Raw genomic sequence first — 15,844 nt, forward strand, 5'->3', positions numbered from 1 at the left:
TTGCAGTAAATGGAAAGCGAATATAACGCAACTTGGTTGCGTATTTCCATTTAATGCAACACAATTGCATTTTTAGAAAGCGCTGTATGGCCTCCTTGCCCCCATCCGCCGACCCCATTGACGCCCTGCTATCCGCCCACGGCCTGCGCCGCACGGCTGCTGCCCGCCAGGTGCTGGGCTGGTTGCTGGCCCACCCGGACACCAGCTACACCCATGCCCAGCTGCAGGCCGCGCTAGCGGACGATGCCGAAGCTGCGCTGGACCGCGTGACGCTATACCGCCTGATCGACCGGCTCACACAAGTGGGCCTGCTGCTGTGCCGTGTGGACAGCCAGCGCGTGCGCCGCTACCAGGCCATGCCCACCAGCGTGCACGCCATCCCCCATTTCGAATGTCAGAGCTGCCACCGCGACAGCCCGCTGGCCGGCGCGCTCAAGGCCAATGCCAACGACCTGGAAAAGGCCGCCCAGACCGCGCTGGAAACGCTGGCGGCGCTGGGCTACCAGGGCATGAGCATGGACTTTGCGGTGCGCGGCGTCTGCGTGGACTGCGCCACCGGCACAGCGGCACCGGAAGCGGCGGCAGGGCCCGCCGCATGATCCGCACGCAGGGTCTGCGCTACTACTACGCGGGCGCCGATGTGGCGCTGCAGTTCCCGGATGTGGATGTGGCCCAGGGCGCCGTGCTGCTGCTCAGTGGTCCATCCGGTTGCGGCAAATCGACCTGGCTGGCACTGGTAGCCGGGCTGGTGGCGCCCACGGCCGGCACCGTGGAAGTGGCCGGGCAGCCACTGAATGCTCTCAAATCCGTAGCGGCTGACGCATGGCGGGCGGGGGCTATCGGCTTTCTTCCCCAAAAACTGCACCTCAGTGCTGCACTCACCGTGCAGCAGAACCTGGCCATGGCCCAATGGGCCGCGGGCCAGCCCGAAGACGCTGATGCCATCCACACCGCGCTTCAGGCGCTGGGCGTGGCCGAGCTGGCAGATCGAAAGCCCGCGCAGCTGTCCGGCGGGCAGGCGCAGCGCGTGGCGCTGGCGCGCGCCGTGCTGCTGCAGCCGCGCGTGCTGCTGGCGGACGAGCCCACGGCCAGCCTGGACGACGAGGCCGCGGCCGACGCCGTGGCACTGCTGCTGGCCACGGCCCGCACCCACGGCGCCACGCTGGTGATTGCCACGCACGATGCACGCGTGGCAGCGCTCATTCCGCCCACGGTTGATGGTCAAATCGGCTTCCAGCCCCTGCGCTTGTTGCGCCAGCCGCTCCTGAAACAGGAGCAAACCGCATGAAGACCTTATCGTTCGCCTGGCGTTACCTGTGGTCGCGTCCGCTGGGTGCGGCGCTGAATGTGCTGCTGCTGAGCCTGGGGCTGGCCTCCATTACTTTTTTGCTCTTGGTGGGTGCGCAACTGTCCAAGGCGTTCGACCGCGACCTGGCCGGTATTGACGTGGTGGTGGGCGCCAAGGGCAGCCCCATGCAGCTCATCCTCTCGGGCGTGCTGCACATCGACGTGCCGCCCGGCAATGTGCCGCTCAAAGCGGTGAAAGAGCTGGCCAAGAACCCGCTGGTGGCGCAGATCATTCCCATCAGCCTGGGCGACAACCTGGCGGGCTACCGCATCGTCGGTACGTCTCTGGCCTATATCGACCACTACGAGGCCAAGCTGGCGCAGGGACGGGTGTGGGCGCCGGGTGTGCCCATGCAGGCCGTGCTGGGCGCCACCACGGCGCGCAAGCTGGGCCTGCAGCTGGGGCAGACCTTTGTGGGCTCGCACGGCCTGGGTGCGGGCGGCCACTTGCATGGTGACAATCCCTACACGGTGGTTGGCATCCTCGCGCCGAGCGGCAGCGTTTTGGACCGGCTCGTCCTGACCGACACCGCATCTGTCTGGAAGGTGCACGAGGACTACACGGCGGTGGACGACGATGACCGCAAGGTCATGGAAGAAGAGCGCGAGATCACCATGGCGCTGGTCCAGTACAAGACGCCCATGGCCGCGCTGAGCTTTCCGCGTTATGTGAATACGAGTACCGAGATGCAGGCCGCGGCCCCCGCGCTGGAGATCAGCCGCCTGCTGCACATGCTGGGCCTGGGCACCGATGTGCTGCGCGCCTTTGCCGGTGTGCTGCTGCTCACCGCAGGCCTGAGCGTATTCATCGCGCTGTGGAGCGCGGTGCGTGAGCGCCGGGCGGACCTCGCTCTGCTGCGCATGCTGGGCGCACCACCGCGCAAGGTGGCCGCGCTGTTGCTCAGCGAGGCGCTGTGGTTGGGCCTGGTGGCCGCCGTGCTGGGCGTGCTGCTGGGGCAGGCGTGCACTGCCGCGCTGGCCTGGCTGCTGCAGCTGGACAACTCGCTGCTGATTGGTGGCGTGGTCTGGCCCGTGGAGCTGTGGGTGGTGCCCGCGCTGGCGCTGGGGGTATCCCTGGTGTCCGCACTGTTACCCGCCATCGGCGCGTACCGCGTCAGCGTTCTAGAACTTCTCCAGTCCCGCTAACTTACTTTTCCAAGGTATTTATGAAAAAAACACTCCTGGCCCTTGTATTTCTTGCGCAAGTAGCTACTTTTTCCATAGCAAAAGAAAGCGCCGAAGACACCAAGCAGGACGTGCTCAAGCACCGTGCCATCGCTGCCGCGCACCTGGCAGCGGCGGCCTGCCGCGAGTCGGGCAAGGATGAAGACATCTGCAACCAGGACCTGCAAGCTGCTTGCAAGGGCCTGGCGATTGGCAAGTTCTGCGGCATGAAACACGAACACTGAAAATCGGGCTTGGGCTTTAAACTAGCCCCGTTGGAGACCACACCATGAAACCCTTGGCCCGCGTGTTTGCCCTGTCCCTCAGCCTGCTGGCTGGGGCTGCCATCGCCCAGCTCAGTTCGCCCATGGGCGGAGCGGCCATTCCGCCGGGCGGCATTCCGCTGGGCAGCGGCCCCGGTGTGCACGGCCCCAACAGCCCGTTTGCCCCGCTCAAGGACCGCGCCGATGTGCTGCCCTGGTCGGTGCTGACCGCGGTGAAAACCAAGAACGACAAGAACCGCCTGTTGCCCGTGTTCCCGTCGGACGTGCAGGCGCTCAACAAAAAGAGCCAGCGCATCCAGGGCTTCATGATGCCGCTGGAGCCCGGTGAGAAGCAGAAGCACTTTCTGCTGAGCTCCGTGCCGTTGACCTGCCCCTTCTGTGTGCCTGGCGGACCCGAGAGCATGGTGGAGGTGAAAACCAAAACCCCGGTGAAGTACTCTATGGAAGCCGTGGTGGTGGAAGGCCAGTTTGCGGTGCTCAACGACGATCCCTATGGCCTGTACTACCGCATCACCGATGCGGTGCCCGTGAAGTAAGCGGGCAGGCCGCGCATGCCGCTGGACAACCCGGTCGTCTCCTCCCTGCTGCCGGTGGTCCTGCTGATTGTGGTGGGCCTCGTTACCGGCAAGGCCAAGCTGATCCGCCAGGAGGCGGTACGCGATCTCTCAAACCTCGTTTTCCTGGTGCTAACCCAGGCGCTGCTGTTTCGCACCATGAGCAGCGTGCACGTCGAGACGCTGGACTTTCGCCCCGTCTCGCTCTACTTTGCCGTGGCCGCGGGCCTATTCACGACGCTCTTGCTAATCCAGGGTGCTAGCAGCCGGGCGGCGGTCATCGCCTTGTCGGGCACGTTCAGCAACACCGTGATGATCGGCATTCCGCTGGTGGGGCTGGCCTATGGCAAAGACGCTCTGGTGCTGCTGTTCACCCTGATCTCTTTGCACGCCCTGGTGCTGCTGACCATGGCCACCGTGGTGCTGGAGTTGCTGCACGCGCGTGAGCAGTCCCAACACAGCGATGCGCCTGAGCGCCACCCGCTGGTCTCCATCGGCCTGGCCGTGCGCAACGCCGTGGTGCACCCTGTGCCCATGCCCATCATCGCCGGCCTGCTGTTTGCGCAGACGGGCTGGACCCTGCCCGAGGTGGTGGACCGCCCGCTGCTGTTGCTGGGCAACGCCTTCGGCCCGGTGGCACTGGTGCTGGTGGGGGTCACGCTGTCGCAGGCTTCCATTGGCCAGCACCTCAAGGGCGCGCTGGTGGTGTCTGCGGTGAAAACCTTGCTGCACCCCGCACTCATGGCGCTGGCGGGCTATGTATTTGGCCTGCGCGGCATGTCACTCACGGTGCTCGTGGTGGCCGCCTCGCTGCCCATTGGTGCCAATGTGTTTTTGTTCTCGCAGCGCTACCAGCGGGCGGAGGATTTGGTAACGGCCAGTGTTGCGGTGTCCACACTGGTGGCGCTGCTCAGCGTCACGCTAGTGATGACGCTGGTGCCTTTGATTGCCTGACGCGGCTGGGGCCTAAGGCGCCAACCGTTCCCTCCGCCAGGAGCCGTCCGCCTCCAAGGAATACCGCAACCGGTCATGCAACCGGCTCTTGCGCCCTTGCCAAAACTGCCAGTTGTCCGGCTTGAGCCGGTAGCCGCCCCAGTGTGGCGGCCGCGGTGGTTGCAACAAAAACTGCGCGGCGTACTTGGCCGCATTGGTCACCAACACACCACGTCCCGGTATCACTTCGCTCTGGGGGGATGCCCAGGCGCCAATGCGTGAATCCAGTGGGCGGCTGTGGAAGTAAGCGTCGCTTTCCTCAGCGCTCACCTTTTCCACCACGCCTTCGATGCGCACCACGCGTTCCAGTTCCACCCAGTGAAACTGCAGGGCGGCATAGGGGTTGCCGGCCAGCTCGTGGCCCTTGCGGCTGTCGTAGTTGGTGTACCAGACGACGCCACGCGCGTCATACCCCTTGATCAGCACCACGCGGGTGCTGGGGCGCAGGTCGCTGCCCACCGTGGCCAGCGTCATGGCGTTGGGTTCGGGTACCTCGCCCGCAATGGCTTCTTTCAGCCACTGGTCAAACTGTTGCAGGGGATCGGCGTGCGAGGCTTTTTCGTCCAGTTCGGCACGTTCGTAGCTTTTGCGGAGGTCAGCAATGGAGGTCATGCCCGCAGTATAGGAAGTGCGCGCAGCCCACGCGTTGCGCTGGGTCATAGGCCCACAGGTGTCGCGCAGCGGACAGTGGGGTGGGGCCGCCAAGCGGTTGCCATCCTGGCATTAGGGCTTACCCGCTAACTGGCGGTGGTGCCGAGTACTAGGCTGTGTTTTGCACCAACAACCGAAGGGCAGGCGGTGCGCGCCATGCCCCTCTCACCAGGAGATGTCACGATGAGCGTCAAATTCCAAGTCAACGGCAAGGCAGTGACCGCGAATGCGGAGCCAGATACCCCCTTGCTGTGGGTGATCCGAGATGAACTGGGCATGACCGGTACCAAATTCGGTTGCGGCGCGGCACTCTGCGGCGCGTGCACGGTGCATGTCAACGGCGCGCCGGTGCGCGCGTGCCAGACGCCGCTGTCCACCGTGGCCGGCAAGAAAGTGGCCACTGTGGAGGGGCTGTCGCGCAACAACACCCATCCGCTGCAAGTGGCATGGATCAAGCATGACGTACCGCAGTGCGGCTACTGCCAGTCTGGCCAGCTCATGAGCGCGGCAGCATTGCTGGCGGGCAACAAGAACCCGACAGACGCGGACATCGACGCCGCCATGAGTGGCAACCTTTGCCGCTGCGGCACCTACCCCCGCATCAAGGCCGCCATCAAGGATGCGGCCTCCACCATGCGCAAAGCCTGAGGAGCCGCACCATGACCACTATCCAAAACACTTCCCGCCGCGACTTCCTCAAGACGTCTTCCGCCATTGCCGGCGGTGGCCTGCTGATGGGCATTGCGGTGCCCGGCGCGCTGCAGGCTGCAGGCACCGTACACACGCCCAACGCCTGGGTGCACATTGCCGACGACAACACCATCACACTGATCTCTGCGCGCTCGGAAATGGGGCAGGGCGTCTACACCTCCATGCCCATGCTGATTGCCGAAGAACTCAACGTGGACCTGCGCAAGGTCAAGGTGCGCATTGCCCCACCCAATGCCAAGCTGTATGGCAATCCGCTGCTGGGCGGCCCGCAGCTCACCGGCGGGTCGACCTCGGTGCGTGATGGCTGGGAGAAGCTGCGCATCGGCGGCGCCCAGGTGCGTGAAATGTTGATTACTGCCGCAGCCAACCAATGGAATGTGGACCGCTCCACGCTCAAAGCGGCCGACGGCATGGTGATAGGACCGAACGGCAAAAAAGCCAGCTACGGATCGCTGGCCGCGGAAGCCTCCAAGCTGCCGGTGCCCGAAAAAGTGGCCATCAAAGACCCCAAAGACTTCACCATCGTGGGCAAGCGCACCAAGCGCCTGGACACCCCAATGAAGGTCAACGGCACGGCCCAGTTCGGTATCGACGTGAAGCTGCCCGGCATGGTCTACGCGGCGCTGGAGCAGTGTCCGGTGATCGGCGGCAAGGTCAAGTCGTTTGATGCAACCAAGGCCAAAACCATGCCCGGCGTGATTGCCGTGGTGGAGATCCCTGACGGTGTGGCCGTGGTGGCCAACAGCTGGTGGCGTGCCAACGCCGCCCGCAAGACCGTCAACATCACCTGGGACGAAGGTGCGGGCGCTGCGCTGAATGAAAAAGCCATGCTCGACAGTCTGCGCGGTGCGGCCAAGACCGGCACGCCGATACCGCTGAAGGCCGTGGGCGACCCAGATGCGGTGATTGCCGCATCGGACAAAGTGGTGCGGGCTGAGTACGCGAGCCAGCTGCTCTCGCACTCGCCGCTGGAGCCCATGAACTTCACCGCCGACTACAACAACGGCAAGGTGCGCCTGATCGGGCCCACGCAGTGGCAAGACGCCGCACAAAGCGCGATTGCGGCTGCGGTGGGTGTCAAGCCTGAAGACGTGAGCGTGGAGACGACTTTCTTGGGCGGTGGCTTTGGCCGGCGCATTGACATCGACTTCATCATCCAGGCCGCGCAAATTTCCAAGGCCGTGGGCAAGCCGGTCAAGCTGGTGTGGTCGCGCGAAGACGACATGACGCACGATTTCTACCGCCCGCAGGCCATCCACACCATGGCCGCAGCCCTGGGTGCGGACGGCAAGCCCAGCGCCATGACCTTCCGCCTGACTTCGCAGTCGGTTACCGGTCGCATCTTTGGCCTGCCAGCGCCGGTGCAGGACCCGCTGATGACGGAGGCCGCCGTAGCGGGCTACGAGGTCCCCGCCTCGCGCCACGACGTGGTCAAGCACGACGCTGGCCTGCGCGTGGGCTACTGGCGCTCGGTGAGCCACGCGCTCAACGCCTTTGCCAACGAGAGCTTCATTGACGAATTGGCCATCGCCGCAGGCAAAGACCCCTACGCCTACCGCATGAGCCTGTTGGGCTCGCAGCCCCGCTTTGCCAATGTGCTCAAGCTGGCGGCGGACAAGGCCGGCTGGGGCACACCGCTCCCTGCGGGCCGCTCGCGCGGCATTGCGCTCATGGAAGGCTACGACACCTACATGGCCCAGGTGGCCGAGATCAGCCTGGAGGGCGGTGCCGTGAAAGTGCACAAAGTCACCGTGGCGGCCGATCTGGGTCGCATGGTGAACCCGGACACCGTGGAGGCGCAAATCCAGTCCAGCATCGTGTTTGGCCTGGGGGCCGCCACCATGCAGGAGATCACGCTGGTCAACGGGCGCGTGCAGCAGACCAACTTCAACACCTTCCCGCTGGTGCGCATGTACGAAACGCCGGTGATCGACATCACGCTGGTCAATAGCACCGAGAAGCCTGGCGGCATTGGCGAGCCCGCCACGGCCCTGGTGGCGCCTGCTATTGCGAATGCGGTGGCTGCGCTCACCGGCAAACGCGTGCGCAAGCTACCGATCACCGAAGCGGCCATCCGCGCGGCCTGAGCGGCCACGCCGCTACAGTGCAGCTATGGAAAGTCTGGATTTAAGGGTATTGGGGGACGCGTTGGCCTGGAAGCAGGCCGGTCACGCCGTTTCGCTGGTCACGGTGGTGGAGACCTGGGGCAGCGCGCCGCGCCCGCCCGGGGCGCTGCTGGCCGTGCGTGACGATGGCGTGGTCAGCGGTTCGGTGTCGGGCGGCTGTGTGGAGGACGATCTGATCGCCCGTACCAAGGCCGCGCTGAACCAACCTGCGCCAACACCAGCGGGCAAGCCGTCCATGATGGCCTATGGCGTGAGCAAGGAGGAGGCCGCGCGCTTCGGCCTGCCCTGCGGCGGCACCCTGCGCCTGGTGCAAGAGCCCTTGCAAGACACCGGCTGGATTCGTACCGTGCTGCAGCGCACGGCAGACCACCAGCTGGTGGCGCGCACCCTCACGCTCTCCACCGGCTTGGTCACGCTGCATGACGCGGTGCGTGGCCAAGCCATGCAGTTTGACGGCTCCACACTTACCACGCTGTTTGGCCCGCGCTGGCGCCTGCTGCTTATAGGCGCGGGCCAGCTGTCGCAGGCGGTGGCCAGCATGGCAACCGCGCTGGACTTTGAAGTGCTGGTCTGCGACCCGCGTGAGGAATATGCCGCGGTGCTGGAAATGGCGGGCGTGCCCGGCGTGCGCCGGGTGGAGGGCATGCCGGACGATGTGGTGCGCGCGTTGCAGCCAGACGCCCACACCGCCATCGTGGCGCTTACCCACGACCCCAAGCTGGACGACATGGCTTTGCTGGAGGCGCTGGGCAGCGATGCGTTTTACGTGGGGGCCTTGGGCTCCCGCCGCAACCAGGAGGCACGCAAGCAGCGCCTGGCCGAGCACTTTGACTTGACCGAATCACAACTGTCCCGCTTGCATGGTCCGGTGGGGCTGAAGATTGGCGCGCGCACGCCGGCCGAGATTGCCGTGTCCATCCTGGCCGAAATCATCCAGGTCAAGAACACGGTGGCTACGCCTGCCGTGACCCACGCCGCATCCAGTTGTGCCACCTGAAGCCCAGCACCTGCCCGTGGTGCTGGTATTGGCCTCGGGTCGGGGCGAGCGCTTTCTAGCCTCGGGCGGCACCACCCACAAATTGCAGGCCGATCTGTGTGGCGCCACCGTGCTGCAGCGCACGCTGGACGCCGTGCGCGCCAGCGGTCTGCGCTGGCACCTGGAAGACGCGGGCCACCCCGGCATGGGCGACAGCATTGCTGCCGCCGTGCGCGCCACGCGCGATGCACCGGGAGGCTGGATGGTGCTGCCGGCGGACCTGCCGCTGGTACAACCGGATACTTTGGTTACCATCGCCCGCGCGCCTCTGGAAGGGGATGTTCTGGTACCGTGGTTTGAAGGCCAGCGCGGCCACCCGGTCCGCTTCGCCGCCCGCTGTGGTGACGCGCTTGCCAGTTTGCAGGGAAATCAGGGTGCAGCCCCCGTCGTATCTGCGCGAGCAGCTAGCAAAATGATAGTGAGTGATGCGGGTTGCGTGATGGACATTGACACCCTGGATGACCTGGAGCGGGCCCGCGCCGCGTGGCGGCAATCCCGCTAGTTCGTACCCGCCTGGTAACTCTGCCTGCACACAAGCAGTGCTTTCCCAGTTACCATCAGGAAGTGTAATTTAGTTACAAGACCACCATGCCAGACACCACCCCATCCCCCGCCGCTTTGCACCCCGTTGTCGAGGCCGTCACCCGCCGCATCCGCGAGCGCAGCGTGGCTACTCGCACCGCCTACCTGGCCCAACTGGACCAGGCCGCCAACCGCAAGCCTGGCGCTGACCGCATGGGCTGCGCTAACGTGGCCCACGCCTTTGCCGCCATGCCCGACGCCGACAAGACTCGCGTCACCGGTCTGGACAAGCTCAAGATCGTGGAAGAGAAGGGCGCCAACATTGGCATCGTCAACGCCTACAACGACCTGCTCTCGGCCCACGCGCCACTGCAGCACTACCCCGACCTCATCAAGGTGGAAGCCCGCAAGCACGGCGCCACGGCCCAGGTGGCCGGCGGCGTGCCTGCCATGTGCGATGGCGTGACCCAGGGCACCCCGGGCATGGAGCTGAGCCTGTTCAGCCGCGATGCCATTGCCATGGCAACCGCCGTGTCGCTGAGCCACGATGTGTTTGACGCCGCGCTCATGCTGGGCGTGTGCGACAAGATCGTGCCCGGCCTGCTGATTGGCGCGCTGCACTTTGGCCACCTGCCCACCGTGTTTGTGCCTGCCGGCCCCATGACCTCGGGCCTGCCCAATAACGAAAAAGCCAAGGTGCGCGAAAAAGCGGCCCAAGGCCTGGTGGGCCGCCCCGAGCTGCTGGCCGCCGAAAGTGCTGCGTACCACGGCGAAGGCACTTGCACTTTCTACGGCACGGCCAACAGCAACCAGATGCTGCTCGAAGCCATGGGCCTGCACGTGCCCGGCACTGCCTTCATCAACCCCGGCCAGGACGTGCGTCAGGAGTTGACCCGCGAAGCCGTGCGTACCGTGCTGGCCATCACCAAGGCCAAACGTTTTGCGCCCATTGGCAAGGTGGTGGACGAGCGTTGCATCGTCAATGCCATGGTGGCCCTGCTGGCCACCGGTGGCTCCACCAACCATTTGATCCACTGGGTGGCCGTGGCCCGCGCGGCCGGCATCGTGATCGACTGGAATGACTTCTCGGCCCTGTCCGATGTGGTGCCGCTGCTGAGCCGCGTGTACCCCAACGGCAGCGCCGACGTGAACCAGTTCCAGGCCGCTGGCGGCCCGGGCTATGTGATCCGCGAACTGCTGGACGCCGGTTTCATGCACGCCGATGTGTTGACCGTGCGCGCCAACGGCCTGCGTGAATTCACCACCATCCCCTCGGCCAAGACCGACGGCAGCTTGCAGTGGCAAGACCCCGGTGTCAGCAAAGACGACAGCGTGGTGCGTCCCGCCAGCGCACCCTTCAGCGCCAGCGGTGGCCTCAAGTTGCTCAAGGGCAACCTGGGCCGCAGCGTCATTAAGGTGTCCGCCGTGCCGGACGATCGCCACATCATCGAAGCACCCTGCCGCGTGTTCGACTCGCAGGATGCGCTGCACAAGGCCTTCAGCGCCAACGAGCTGAACCACGACGTCATCTGCGTCGTGCGCTGGCAGGGCCCGCAGGCCAACGGCATGCCCGAACTGCACAAGCTCACACCGCCGCTCGCCGTTTTGCAAGGCAAGGGTTTCCGCGTGGCGCTGGTGACCGACGGCCGCATGAGTGGGGCATCGGGCAAGGTGCCTGCCGCCATCCACGTGTCGCCCGAAGCCGCCGCGGGTGGCCCGCTGGCCAAGGTGCGCGATGGCGACATCATCCGCCTGGATGCGAATGCAGAAACCCTGCAAGTGCTTGTCAGCGACGCCGAATGGGCGGCTCGCCCGCTGGACACCATGCCCGAAGAACTGCGCGCTGCCAACGGCATCGGCATGGGCCGCGAACTGTTTGCCAACTTCCGCCGCAACGCACTGGCCGCCGAAGAGGGCGCCTGCACCTGGTTTTAAACCAACAATCTATAACGTCGATCTGGAATTTATATGTCTCAAGCCCCCGCCTTTACCGCCCTGCAAGTGATGCAGGACGCCCCTGTTATTCCCGTCATCGTGCTCAACGACGTGGCCCATGCCGTGCCCATGGCCCGCGCCTTGGTGGCTGGCGGCGTGCGCATGCTGGAAGTGACGCTGCGCACTCCCCAGGCCCTGGCCTGCATGGAAGCCATTGCCCGTGACGTGCCCGAAGCCGTGGTTGGCGCCGGCACCGTACGCAGCAAGGCCGATGCACAAGCCGCCGCCAACGCCGGTGCACGCTTTGCGGTGAGCCCCGGCTACACCAGCGCCGTGGGCCAAGCCTGCCGCGACCTGGGCCTGTCGCTGTTGCCCGGTGTGGCCACTGGCAGCGAAATCATGATGGCGCAGGAAGATGGTTTCACCCAGCTCAAGTTCTTCCCCGCCATGCAAGCCGGCGGCCTCGCCATGCTCAAGGCCTGGAGTGGCCCGTTCTTCGACGTGAAGTTCTGCCCCACCGGCGGCGTGACTTTGCAGAACGCGCCGGAGTTTCTGGCCCTGCCCAACGTGGTGTGCGTAGGCGGCTCGTGGATCGTGCCGGCCGATGCCATGGCCAAGGGCGAGTGGGACAAGATCACGCAGTTGGCGAAGGATACGCAGGCACTGCGCAAGTAAGGCTGCGCAGGTGATTCAATAACAAAGGGGGCTGAGGCCCTCTTTTTTATTGCCCGAGTAGCTATGAATTTTGTAGTGTTCAGTGCGCCCCGCGGCTAGCCAAGTAACCCTGCAGACCCAGGGAGTCGAACAGAGTTTTGGCCAAATGGCGCCGTCTGGGGCAAACTGTTGCCCGCAACCCAAGGAAAACCCATGTCCAAATTACGCGTAGAAAGTTTCACCATCTCGCTGGATGGTTTCGGTGCCGGGCCAGACCAGGACCTGGCCAATCCCCTGGGTGTCGGCGGTACCTCCTTGCATGGCTGGGCCATGTCCACACGCACGTTTCAGAAGCACCTGTTTGGTAACGATGGCGGGGCCACAGGCCTTGATGACGACTTTGCCCAGCGGGGTTTCCGGAACATGGGTGCCTGGATCATGGGGCGCAACATGTTTGGTCCCGTGCGCGGGCCCTGGCCGGACGAGAGCTGGCGCGGTTGGTGGGGTGACAACCCCGTCTACCACGTGCCCGTGTTTGTGCTGACCAACCACGCCCGCCCGCCGCTGGTCATGGAGGGCGGCACCACGTTCCACTTTGTCACCGAGGGTCCCGCCGTGGCGCTGGAGCGTGCGCGTGCCGCAGCTGGCGGCAAGGACGTGCGGGTAGGCGGTGGCGTGAACACCATCCAGCAGTACCTGCGTTTGCGCTTGATCGACGAAATGCACATTGCCATCTCCCCGGTGTTGCTGGGCGCGGGTGAGCGGCTGTTTGAAGGCATCAACCTGCCGGCGCTGGGCTATGCCTGCACCCGGCATGAGAGTTCGCCGCTGGCAACGCACGTGGTATTGACGCGGCAGTGATCACACCCAAGCCCACCCAAGGAGCAGCCCCATGACCCCCAAGAACACGATCTGCATCTGGTACGACGGTGGCGCACTGGAGGCCGCACAGTTCTATGCCAAGACTTTTCCCAATAGTGCGGTGGGTGCGGTGCACTACGCCCCCGGGGACTACCCCATGGGCAAGGCGGGCAATGTGCTGACGGTGGAGTTCAGCGTGATGGGCATTCCGTGCCTAGGCCTCAACGGCGGGCCCATGTTCAAGCACACTGAGGCCTTTTCGTTCCAGGTGGCGACGGACGACCAGGAGGAGACGGACCGCCTGTGGAATGCCGTCGTGGGCGATGGTGGTCAGGCGAGCCAGTGCGGTTGGTGCAAAGACCGCTGGGGCCTGTCGTGGCAGATCACGCCGGGGGCTCTCACCATCGCCATGGCGGACCCAGACCGTGCCGCGGCCAAGCGTGTGTTCGACGCGATGATGGAAATGGGAAAGATCGACATCGCAAAAATCGAGGCGGCCCGTCGGGGCTAATCGCTGAGAGCGAACGCTCTGGCGTCGCCAATAGCCGGGCCTGTATTTCCCATCGCCGTCGGGGCATGTGCGTGGCTGCTTTGCGTATTGACAAGCCTGCCTTTTTAGCCATTATGGGTGCCGGAACCTGTTCGCTTGGCTGTCACACAAGCCTACAGGTGCTTGTCGAATCCACACGCAATTCAAGGAGGAAATACATGAATTTCAAGAATTTGACGGTTGCCCGTCGGCTGGCCTACGCCTTTGGCATCGTCCTCTTCATCAGCGTGCTTGCCGCTGCGCTGTCCATCTCCAAGCTGACAGCTATCCAAGACAACCTCAAGGATGTCGTGCTCGACAACAACGTCAAGATCCGGTTGAACACCGAGATGTCCGATTCTGTTCACGTGGTTGCACGGGTGATGCGCAGTGTGGTGCTGTTGACCGACAAAGCTGAGATGGAGCGCGAGATTCTCAAGATCACCAAAGCCCGTGCCGACTATGACCGCGCATGGGCGGAGTTGGAGAAATTCCCGGCCGGCGAGACGGGGCGGCAAAACCGCCAGAAGATATCGAGCGCCCGTGACGCCGCGCGTCCGTTGAACGACAAGGTGCTGGAGCTTGGGTTGGCCGACAAGGACGATGAGGCCAAGGAGGTTCTCTTCAAAGAGTCCATCCCCGCGACGCAGAAATGGCAGGATGCATTGGCCGAGAACATTGCATTCCAGCATGCCAACAGTGAAAAACAATACGCCGAGTCGCAGGCCGACTACCAGCAGGCGCGCACGCTGCTGATTGCCGCGAACTCCTTGAGTTTTGCATTGGCCATTGTTCTGGGTTGGCTGGTGACCCGTTCCATCACCTCGCAGTTGGGGGGCGAGCCCGCTGCAGCGGCAGAGGTAGCCAAAGCGGTAGCGAATGGCGACTTGAGTTTGCAGATTGCGGTGCGTCCCAACGACAGCAGCAGCATGATGGTTCACCTGCAGATGATGCAAGCGAGTCTGGCCCAGGTGGTGCGCAAGGTGCGCTCGGGGTCCGAGGGGGTGTCGGCTGCCAGTTCAGAGATTGCCCAAGGCAACAACGACCTCAGTGGCCGCACGGAAGAGCAGGCCAGTGCCTTGCAGCAGACCGCGGCTTCCATGGAACAGCTGAGTGCAACGGTGAAGCAAAACGCGGACAGCGCCCGCCAAGCTAACGAGCTGGCGATCAACGCGTCCAATGTGGCCATCAAAGGCGGCTCCGTCGTAGGCCAGGTGGTGGAGACCATGCGGGGCATCAACGATTCGTCCAAACGAATCTCCGACATCATAAGTGTGATTGACGGCATCGCGTTCCAGACCAATATCCTGGCGCTGAATGCCGCGGTGGAGGCTGCCCGTGCGGGTGAACAGGGGCGAGGGTTTGCGGTGGTGGCCTCGGAAGTGCGTTCCTTGGCCGGCCGATCAGCCGCGGCCGCAAAGGAGATCAAGACCTTGATCAATGCCAGCGTGGAGCGGGTGGAGTTCGGGAGTCATCTGGTAGACGAAGCGGGTGTCACGATGACCGAGGTGGTGGATTCCATTCAGCGCGTCACGAGTTTGATGGGCGAAATCAGTGCGGCCAACGGTGAGCAAAGCGCCGGGGTCTCCCAAATTGGCGAGGCCGTCATGCAAATGGACCAAGTCACCCAACAGAACGCGGCCCTGGTAGAGGAAATGGCTGCAGCGGCCAGCAGTCTCAAAGCCCAGGCACACGACTTGGTGCGCACGGTAGGTATCTTCAAGCTGAACGACGATGATGCAACAGCGTTGCGCGCACCTGCAGCCCAGGCCGTCCGGTTGGCACCGCTTCAGATGGCGCGCTTGGCTTAGGCGGCCCGCCATCCCATCCACAGGGTCCATACCGCAGTCAGCACCAGCAAGCCGCCCAGCCAATGGCTGAAGGTGGTTTGGCTGCTGGAGCTTCCACGCAACCACACGCGCAATTGCGCGGCCACCAGCACCACGCTACCGTACACGGCAATTTGCGCCGCGGCGGTGATAGCGCCCAGGGCGACGGACTGGGCGGCGATATTGCCCAGCTGCGGGCGAATGAACTGCGGAAACACGGCCAGCATGAAGATGTACGCCTTGGGGTTCATCAGGCAGGTGAGGGTGGCCCGCAGGAAGGTGTTGTGCAAGGGCCGCGAAGGCTGGTCCTGCACCTCCGACAGCGCCTGCGTGTTGCGCAGCAAGCCCCAGCCCATCCAAGCCACATACAGGCTGCCGGCCAGCAGCAGTGCGTTGAACGCCAGCGGAAAGTGCTGCAACAGCAGACCCACACCCAGCGCACCCATGGCCACATGCACCATGCCGCCCAATACGATGCCCGCCACGGCTGCAGCGCCGGAGCGCCGGCCATCCACCAGCGTGCTGGCCAGCACAAAGGCCATGTCCATGCCGGGCAGCACCACGATGCCCGCCACCAAAACCGCGTAAAGCCAGAGGTGTTCCATCTCGATTCCTTGTTAATTGCTGAAGATGGGTATGAGTGTGTTC

General features: G+C 64.3%; 17 protein-coding genes. 15 read left to right on the forward strand and 2 right to left on the reverse strand.

The features are described 5' to 3' along the window. Window positions 1–86: 86 nt before the first annotated feature. Genes AC07OE_RS01480 through AC07OE_RS01505 form a run of 6 tightly spaced genes read left to right on the forward strand, consistent with a single transcriptional unit; the run spans window position 87 to window position 4,303 of the window. Window positions 87–599 carry a Fur family transcriptional regulator gene (locus AC07OE_RS01480; RefSeq protein WP_495068789.1) on the forward strand — a complete coding sequence of 171 codons (513 nt, stop codon included), beginning with the start codon at window positions 87–89 and terminating at the stop codon, window positions 597–599. Continuing rightward, window positions 596–1,288, forward strand: a complete 693-nt coding sequence (locus AC07OE_RS01485; RefSeq protein ID WP_495068790.1) for an ABC transporter ATP-binding protein — start codon at window positions 596–598, stop codon at window positions 1,286–1,288. Before AC07OE_RS01480 ends, AC07OE_RS01485 begins: the two co-directional genes overlap by 4 nt. Next, window positions 1,285–2,493, forward strand: coding sequence for an ABC transporter permease (locus AC07OE_RS01490; protein ID WP_495068791.1), 1,209 nt, complete (start codon window positions 1,285–1,287; stop codon window positions 2,491–2,493). Before AC07OE_RS01485 ends, AC07OE_RS01490 begins: the two co-directional genes overlap by 4 nt. Before the next feature lie 20 nt (window positions 2,494–2,513). Then, window positions 2,514–2,756 (forward strand): hypothetical protein, encoded by a 243-nt coding sequence (locus AC07OE_RS01495; protein ID WP_495068792.1) that lies wholly within the window; start codon window positions 2,514–2,516, stop codon window positions 2,754–2,756. A gap of 44 nt (window positions 2,757–2,800) precedes the next feature. Further along, window positions 2,801–3,331 carry a DUF3299 domain-containing protein gene (locus AC07OE_RS01500; RefSeq protein WP_495068793.1) on the forward strand — a complete coding sequence of 177 codons (531 nt, stop codon included), beginning with the start codon at window positions 2,801–2,803 and terminating at the stop codon, window positions 3,329–3,331. A 21-nt stretch (window positions 3,332–3,352) separates the two neighbouring features. After that, window positions 3,353–4,303, forward strand: coding sequence for an AEC family transporter (locus tag AC07OE_RS01505; RefSeq protein WP_495069123.1), 951 nt, complete (start codon window positions 3,353–3,355; stop codon window positions 4,301–4,303). Window positions 4,304–4,315: 12 nt separating this feature from the next. Here AC07OE_RS01505 and pdxH read toward each other — a convergent pair whose 3' ends face one another. Beyond that, complete coding sequence (gene pdxH, locus AC07OE_RS01510) at window positions 4,316–4,954, reverse strand: pyridoxamine 5'-phosphate oxidase (protein WP_495068794.1); 639 nt, start codon at window positions 4,952–4,954, stop codon at window positions 4,316–4,318. Between the two features lie 222 nt (window positions 4,955–5,176). On the opposite strand from pdxH, the gene AC07OE_RS01515 reads away from it, so the two are divergent. From AC07OE_RS01515 to AC07OE_RS01555, 9 genes are all read left to right on the forward strand, one after another. Further along, window positions 5,177–5,641 carry a (2Fe-2S)-binding protein gene (locus AC07OE_RS01515; RefSeq protein ID WP_495068795.1) on the forward strand — a complete coding sequence of 155 codons (465 nt, stop codon included), beginning with the start codon at window positions 5,177–5,179 and terminating at the stop codon, window positions 5,639–5,641. A gap of 11 nt (window positions 5,642–5,652) precedes the next feature. Next, window positions 5,653–7,791: a xanthine dehydrogenase family protein molybdopterin-binding subunit gene (locus AC07OE_RS01520; protein ID WP_495068796.1), complete on the forward strand. Its 2,139-nt coding sequence runs from the start codon at window positions 5,653–5,655 to the stop codon at window positions 7,789–7,791. Window positions 7,792–7,816: 25 nt separating this feature from the next. After that, window positions 7,817–8,827 (forward strand): XdhC family protein, encoded by a 1,011-nt coding sequence (locus AC07OE_RS01525; RefSeq protein ID WP_495068797.1) that lies wholly within the window; start codon window positions 7,817–7,819, stop codon window positions 8,825–8,827. Further along, on the forward strand, window positions 8,817–9,368 hold the full coding sequence (locus AC07OE_RS01530; RefSeq protein WP_495068798.1) for a nucleotidyltransferase family protein: 552 nt from the start codon (window positions 8,817–8,819) through the stop codon (window positions 9,366–9,368). The genes AC07OE_RS01525 and AC07OE_RS01530 overlap by 11 nt, the downstream gene beginning before the upstream one ends. 86 nt (window positions 9,369–9,454) lie before the next feature. Next, window positions 9,455–11,323: a phosphogluconate dehydratase gene (gene edd, locus AC07OE_RS01535; RefSeq protein ID WP_495068799.1), complete on the forward strand. Its 1,869-nt coding sequence runs from the start codon at window positions 9,455–9,457 to the stop codon at window positions 11,321–11,323. A 33-nt stretch (window positions 11,324–11,356) separates the two neighbouring features. Then, entirely contained in the window at window positions 11,357–11,998 is a 642-nt protein-coding gene (gene eda / locus AC07OE_RS01540; RefSeq protein WP_495068800.1) for a bifunctional 4-hydroxy-2-oxoglutarate aldolase/2-dehydro-3-deoxy-phosphogluconate aldolase, read from the forward strand. Between the two features lie 192 nt (window positions 11,999–12,190). After that, a complete protein-coding gene (locus AC07OE_RS01545; protein ID WP_495068801.1) occupies window positions 12,191–12,838 on the forward strand; it encodes a dihydrofolate reductase family protein in 648 nt (215 codons plus the stop codon). A gap of 31 nt (window positions 12,839–12,869) precedes the next feature. Beyond that, window positions 12,870–13,349 carry a VOC family protein gene (locus tag AC07OE_RS01550; protein ID WP_495068802.1) on the forward strand — a complete coding sequence of 160 codons (480 nt, stop codon included), beginning with the start codon at window positions 12,870–12,872 and terminating at the stop codon, window positions 13,347–13,349. 197 nt (window positions 13,350–13,546) lie between these two features. Further along, window positions 13,547–15,178 carry a methyl-accepting chemotaxis protein gene (locus AC07OE_RS01555; RefSeq protein WP_495068803.1) on the forward strand — a complete coding sequence of 544 codons (1,632 nt, stop codon included), beginning with the start codon at window positions 13,547–13,549 and terminating at the stop codon, window positions 15,176–15,178. On the opposite strand, the gene AC07OE_RS01560 is transcribed toward AC07OE_RS01555, so the two are convergent. Then, complete coding sequence (locus tag AC07OE_RS01560) at window positions 15,175–15,801, reverse strand: LysE family translocator (protein ID WP_495068804.1); 627 nt, start codon at window positions 15,799–15,801, stop codon at window positions 15,175–15,177. The two genes, AC07OE_RS01555 and AC07OE_RS01560, sit on opposite strands and share 4 nt — an antisense overlap. Window positions 15,802–15,844: the final 43 nt, after the last annotated feature.

Source organism: Rhodoferax sp. GW821-FHT09E07 (assembly GCF_059416145.1).

Excerpts from the sequence above, each read along its gene's own strand:
- AC07OE_RS01515 (WP_495068795.1), top strand. The coding sequence starts at position 5,177 with ATGAGCGTCAAATTCCAAGTCAACGGCAAGGCAGTGACCGCGAATGCG.
- AC07OE_RS01545 (WP_495068801.1), top strand. The coding sequence starts at position 12,191 with ATGTCCAAATTACGCGTAGAAAGTTTCACCATCTCGCTGGATGGTTTC.
- AC07OE_RS01480 (WP_495068789.1), top strand. The coding sequence starts at position 87 with ATGGCCTCCTTGCCCCCATCCGCCGACCCCATTGACGCCCTGCTATCC.
- AC07OE_RS01555 (WP_495068803.1), top strand. The coding sequence starts at position 13,547 with ATGAATTTCAAGAATTTGACGGTTGCCCGTCGGCTGGCCTACGCCTTT.
- AC07OE_RS01550 (WP_495068802.1), top strand. The coding sequence starts at position 12,870 with ATGACCCCCAAGAACACGATCTGCATCTGGTACGACGGTGGCGCACTG.
- pdxH (WP_495068794.1), bottom strand. The coding sequence starts at position 4,954 with ATGACCTCCATTGCTGACCTCCGCAAAAGCTACGAACGTGCCGAACTG.
- AC07OE_RS01560 (WP_495068804.1), bottom strand. The coding sequence starts at position 15,801 with ATGGAACACCTCTGGCTTTACGCGGTTTTGGTGGCGGGCATCGTGGTG.
- AC07OE_RS01485 (WP_495068790.1), top strand. The coding sequence starts at position 596 with ATGATCCGCACGCAGGGTCTGCGCTACTACTACGCGGGCGCCGATGTG.
- AC07OE_RS01500 (WP_495068793.1), top strand. The coding sequence starts at position 2,801 with ATGAAACCCTTGGCCCGCGTGTTTGCCCTGTCCCTCAGCCTGCTGGCT.
- edd (WP_495068799.1), top strand. The coding sequence starts at position 9,455 with ATGCCAGACACCACCCCATCCCCCGCCGCTTTGCACCCCGTTGTCGAG.
- AC07OE_RS01520 (WP_495068796.1), top strand. The coding sequence starts at position 5,653 with ATGACCACTATCCAAAACACTTCCCGCCGCGACTTCCTCAAGACGTCT.
- AC07OE_RS01525 (WP_495068797.1), top strand. The coding sequence starts at position 7,817 with ATGGAAAGTCTGGATTTAAGGGTATTGGGGGACGCGTTGGCCTGGAAG.
- AC07OE_RS01495 (WP_495068792.1), top strand. The coding sequence starts at position 2,514 with ATGAAAAAAACACTCCTGGCCCTTGTATTTCTTGCGCAAGTAGCTACT.
- AC07OE_RS01490 (WP_495068791.1), top strand. The coding sequence starts at position 1,285 with ATGAAGACCTTATCGTTCGCCTGGCGTTACCTGTGGTCGCGTCCGCTG.
- eda (WP_495068800.1), top strand. The coding sequence starts at position 11,357 with ATGTCTCAAGCCCCCGCCTTTACCGCCCTGCAAGTGATGCAGGACGCC.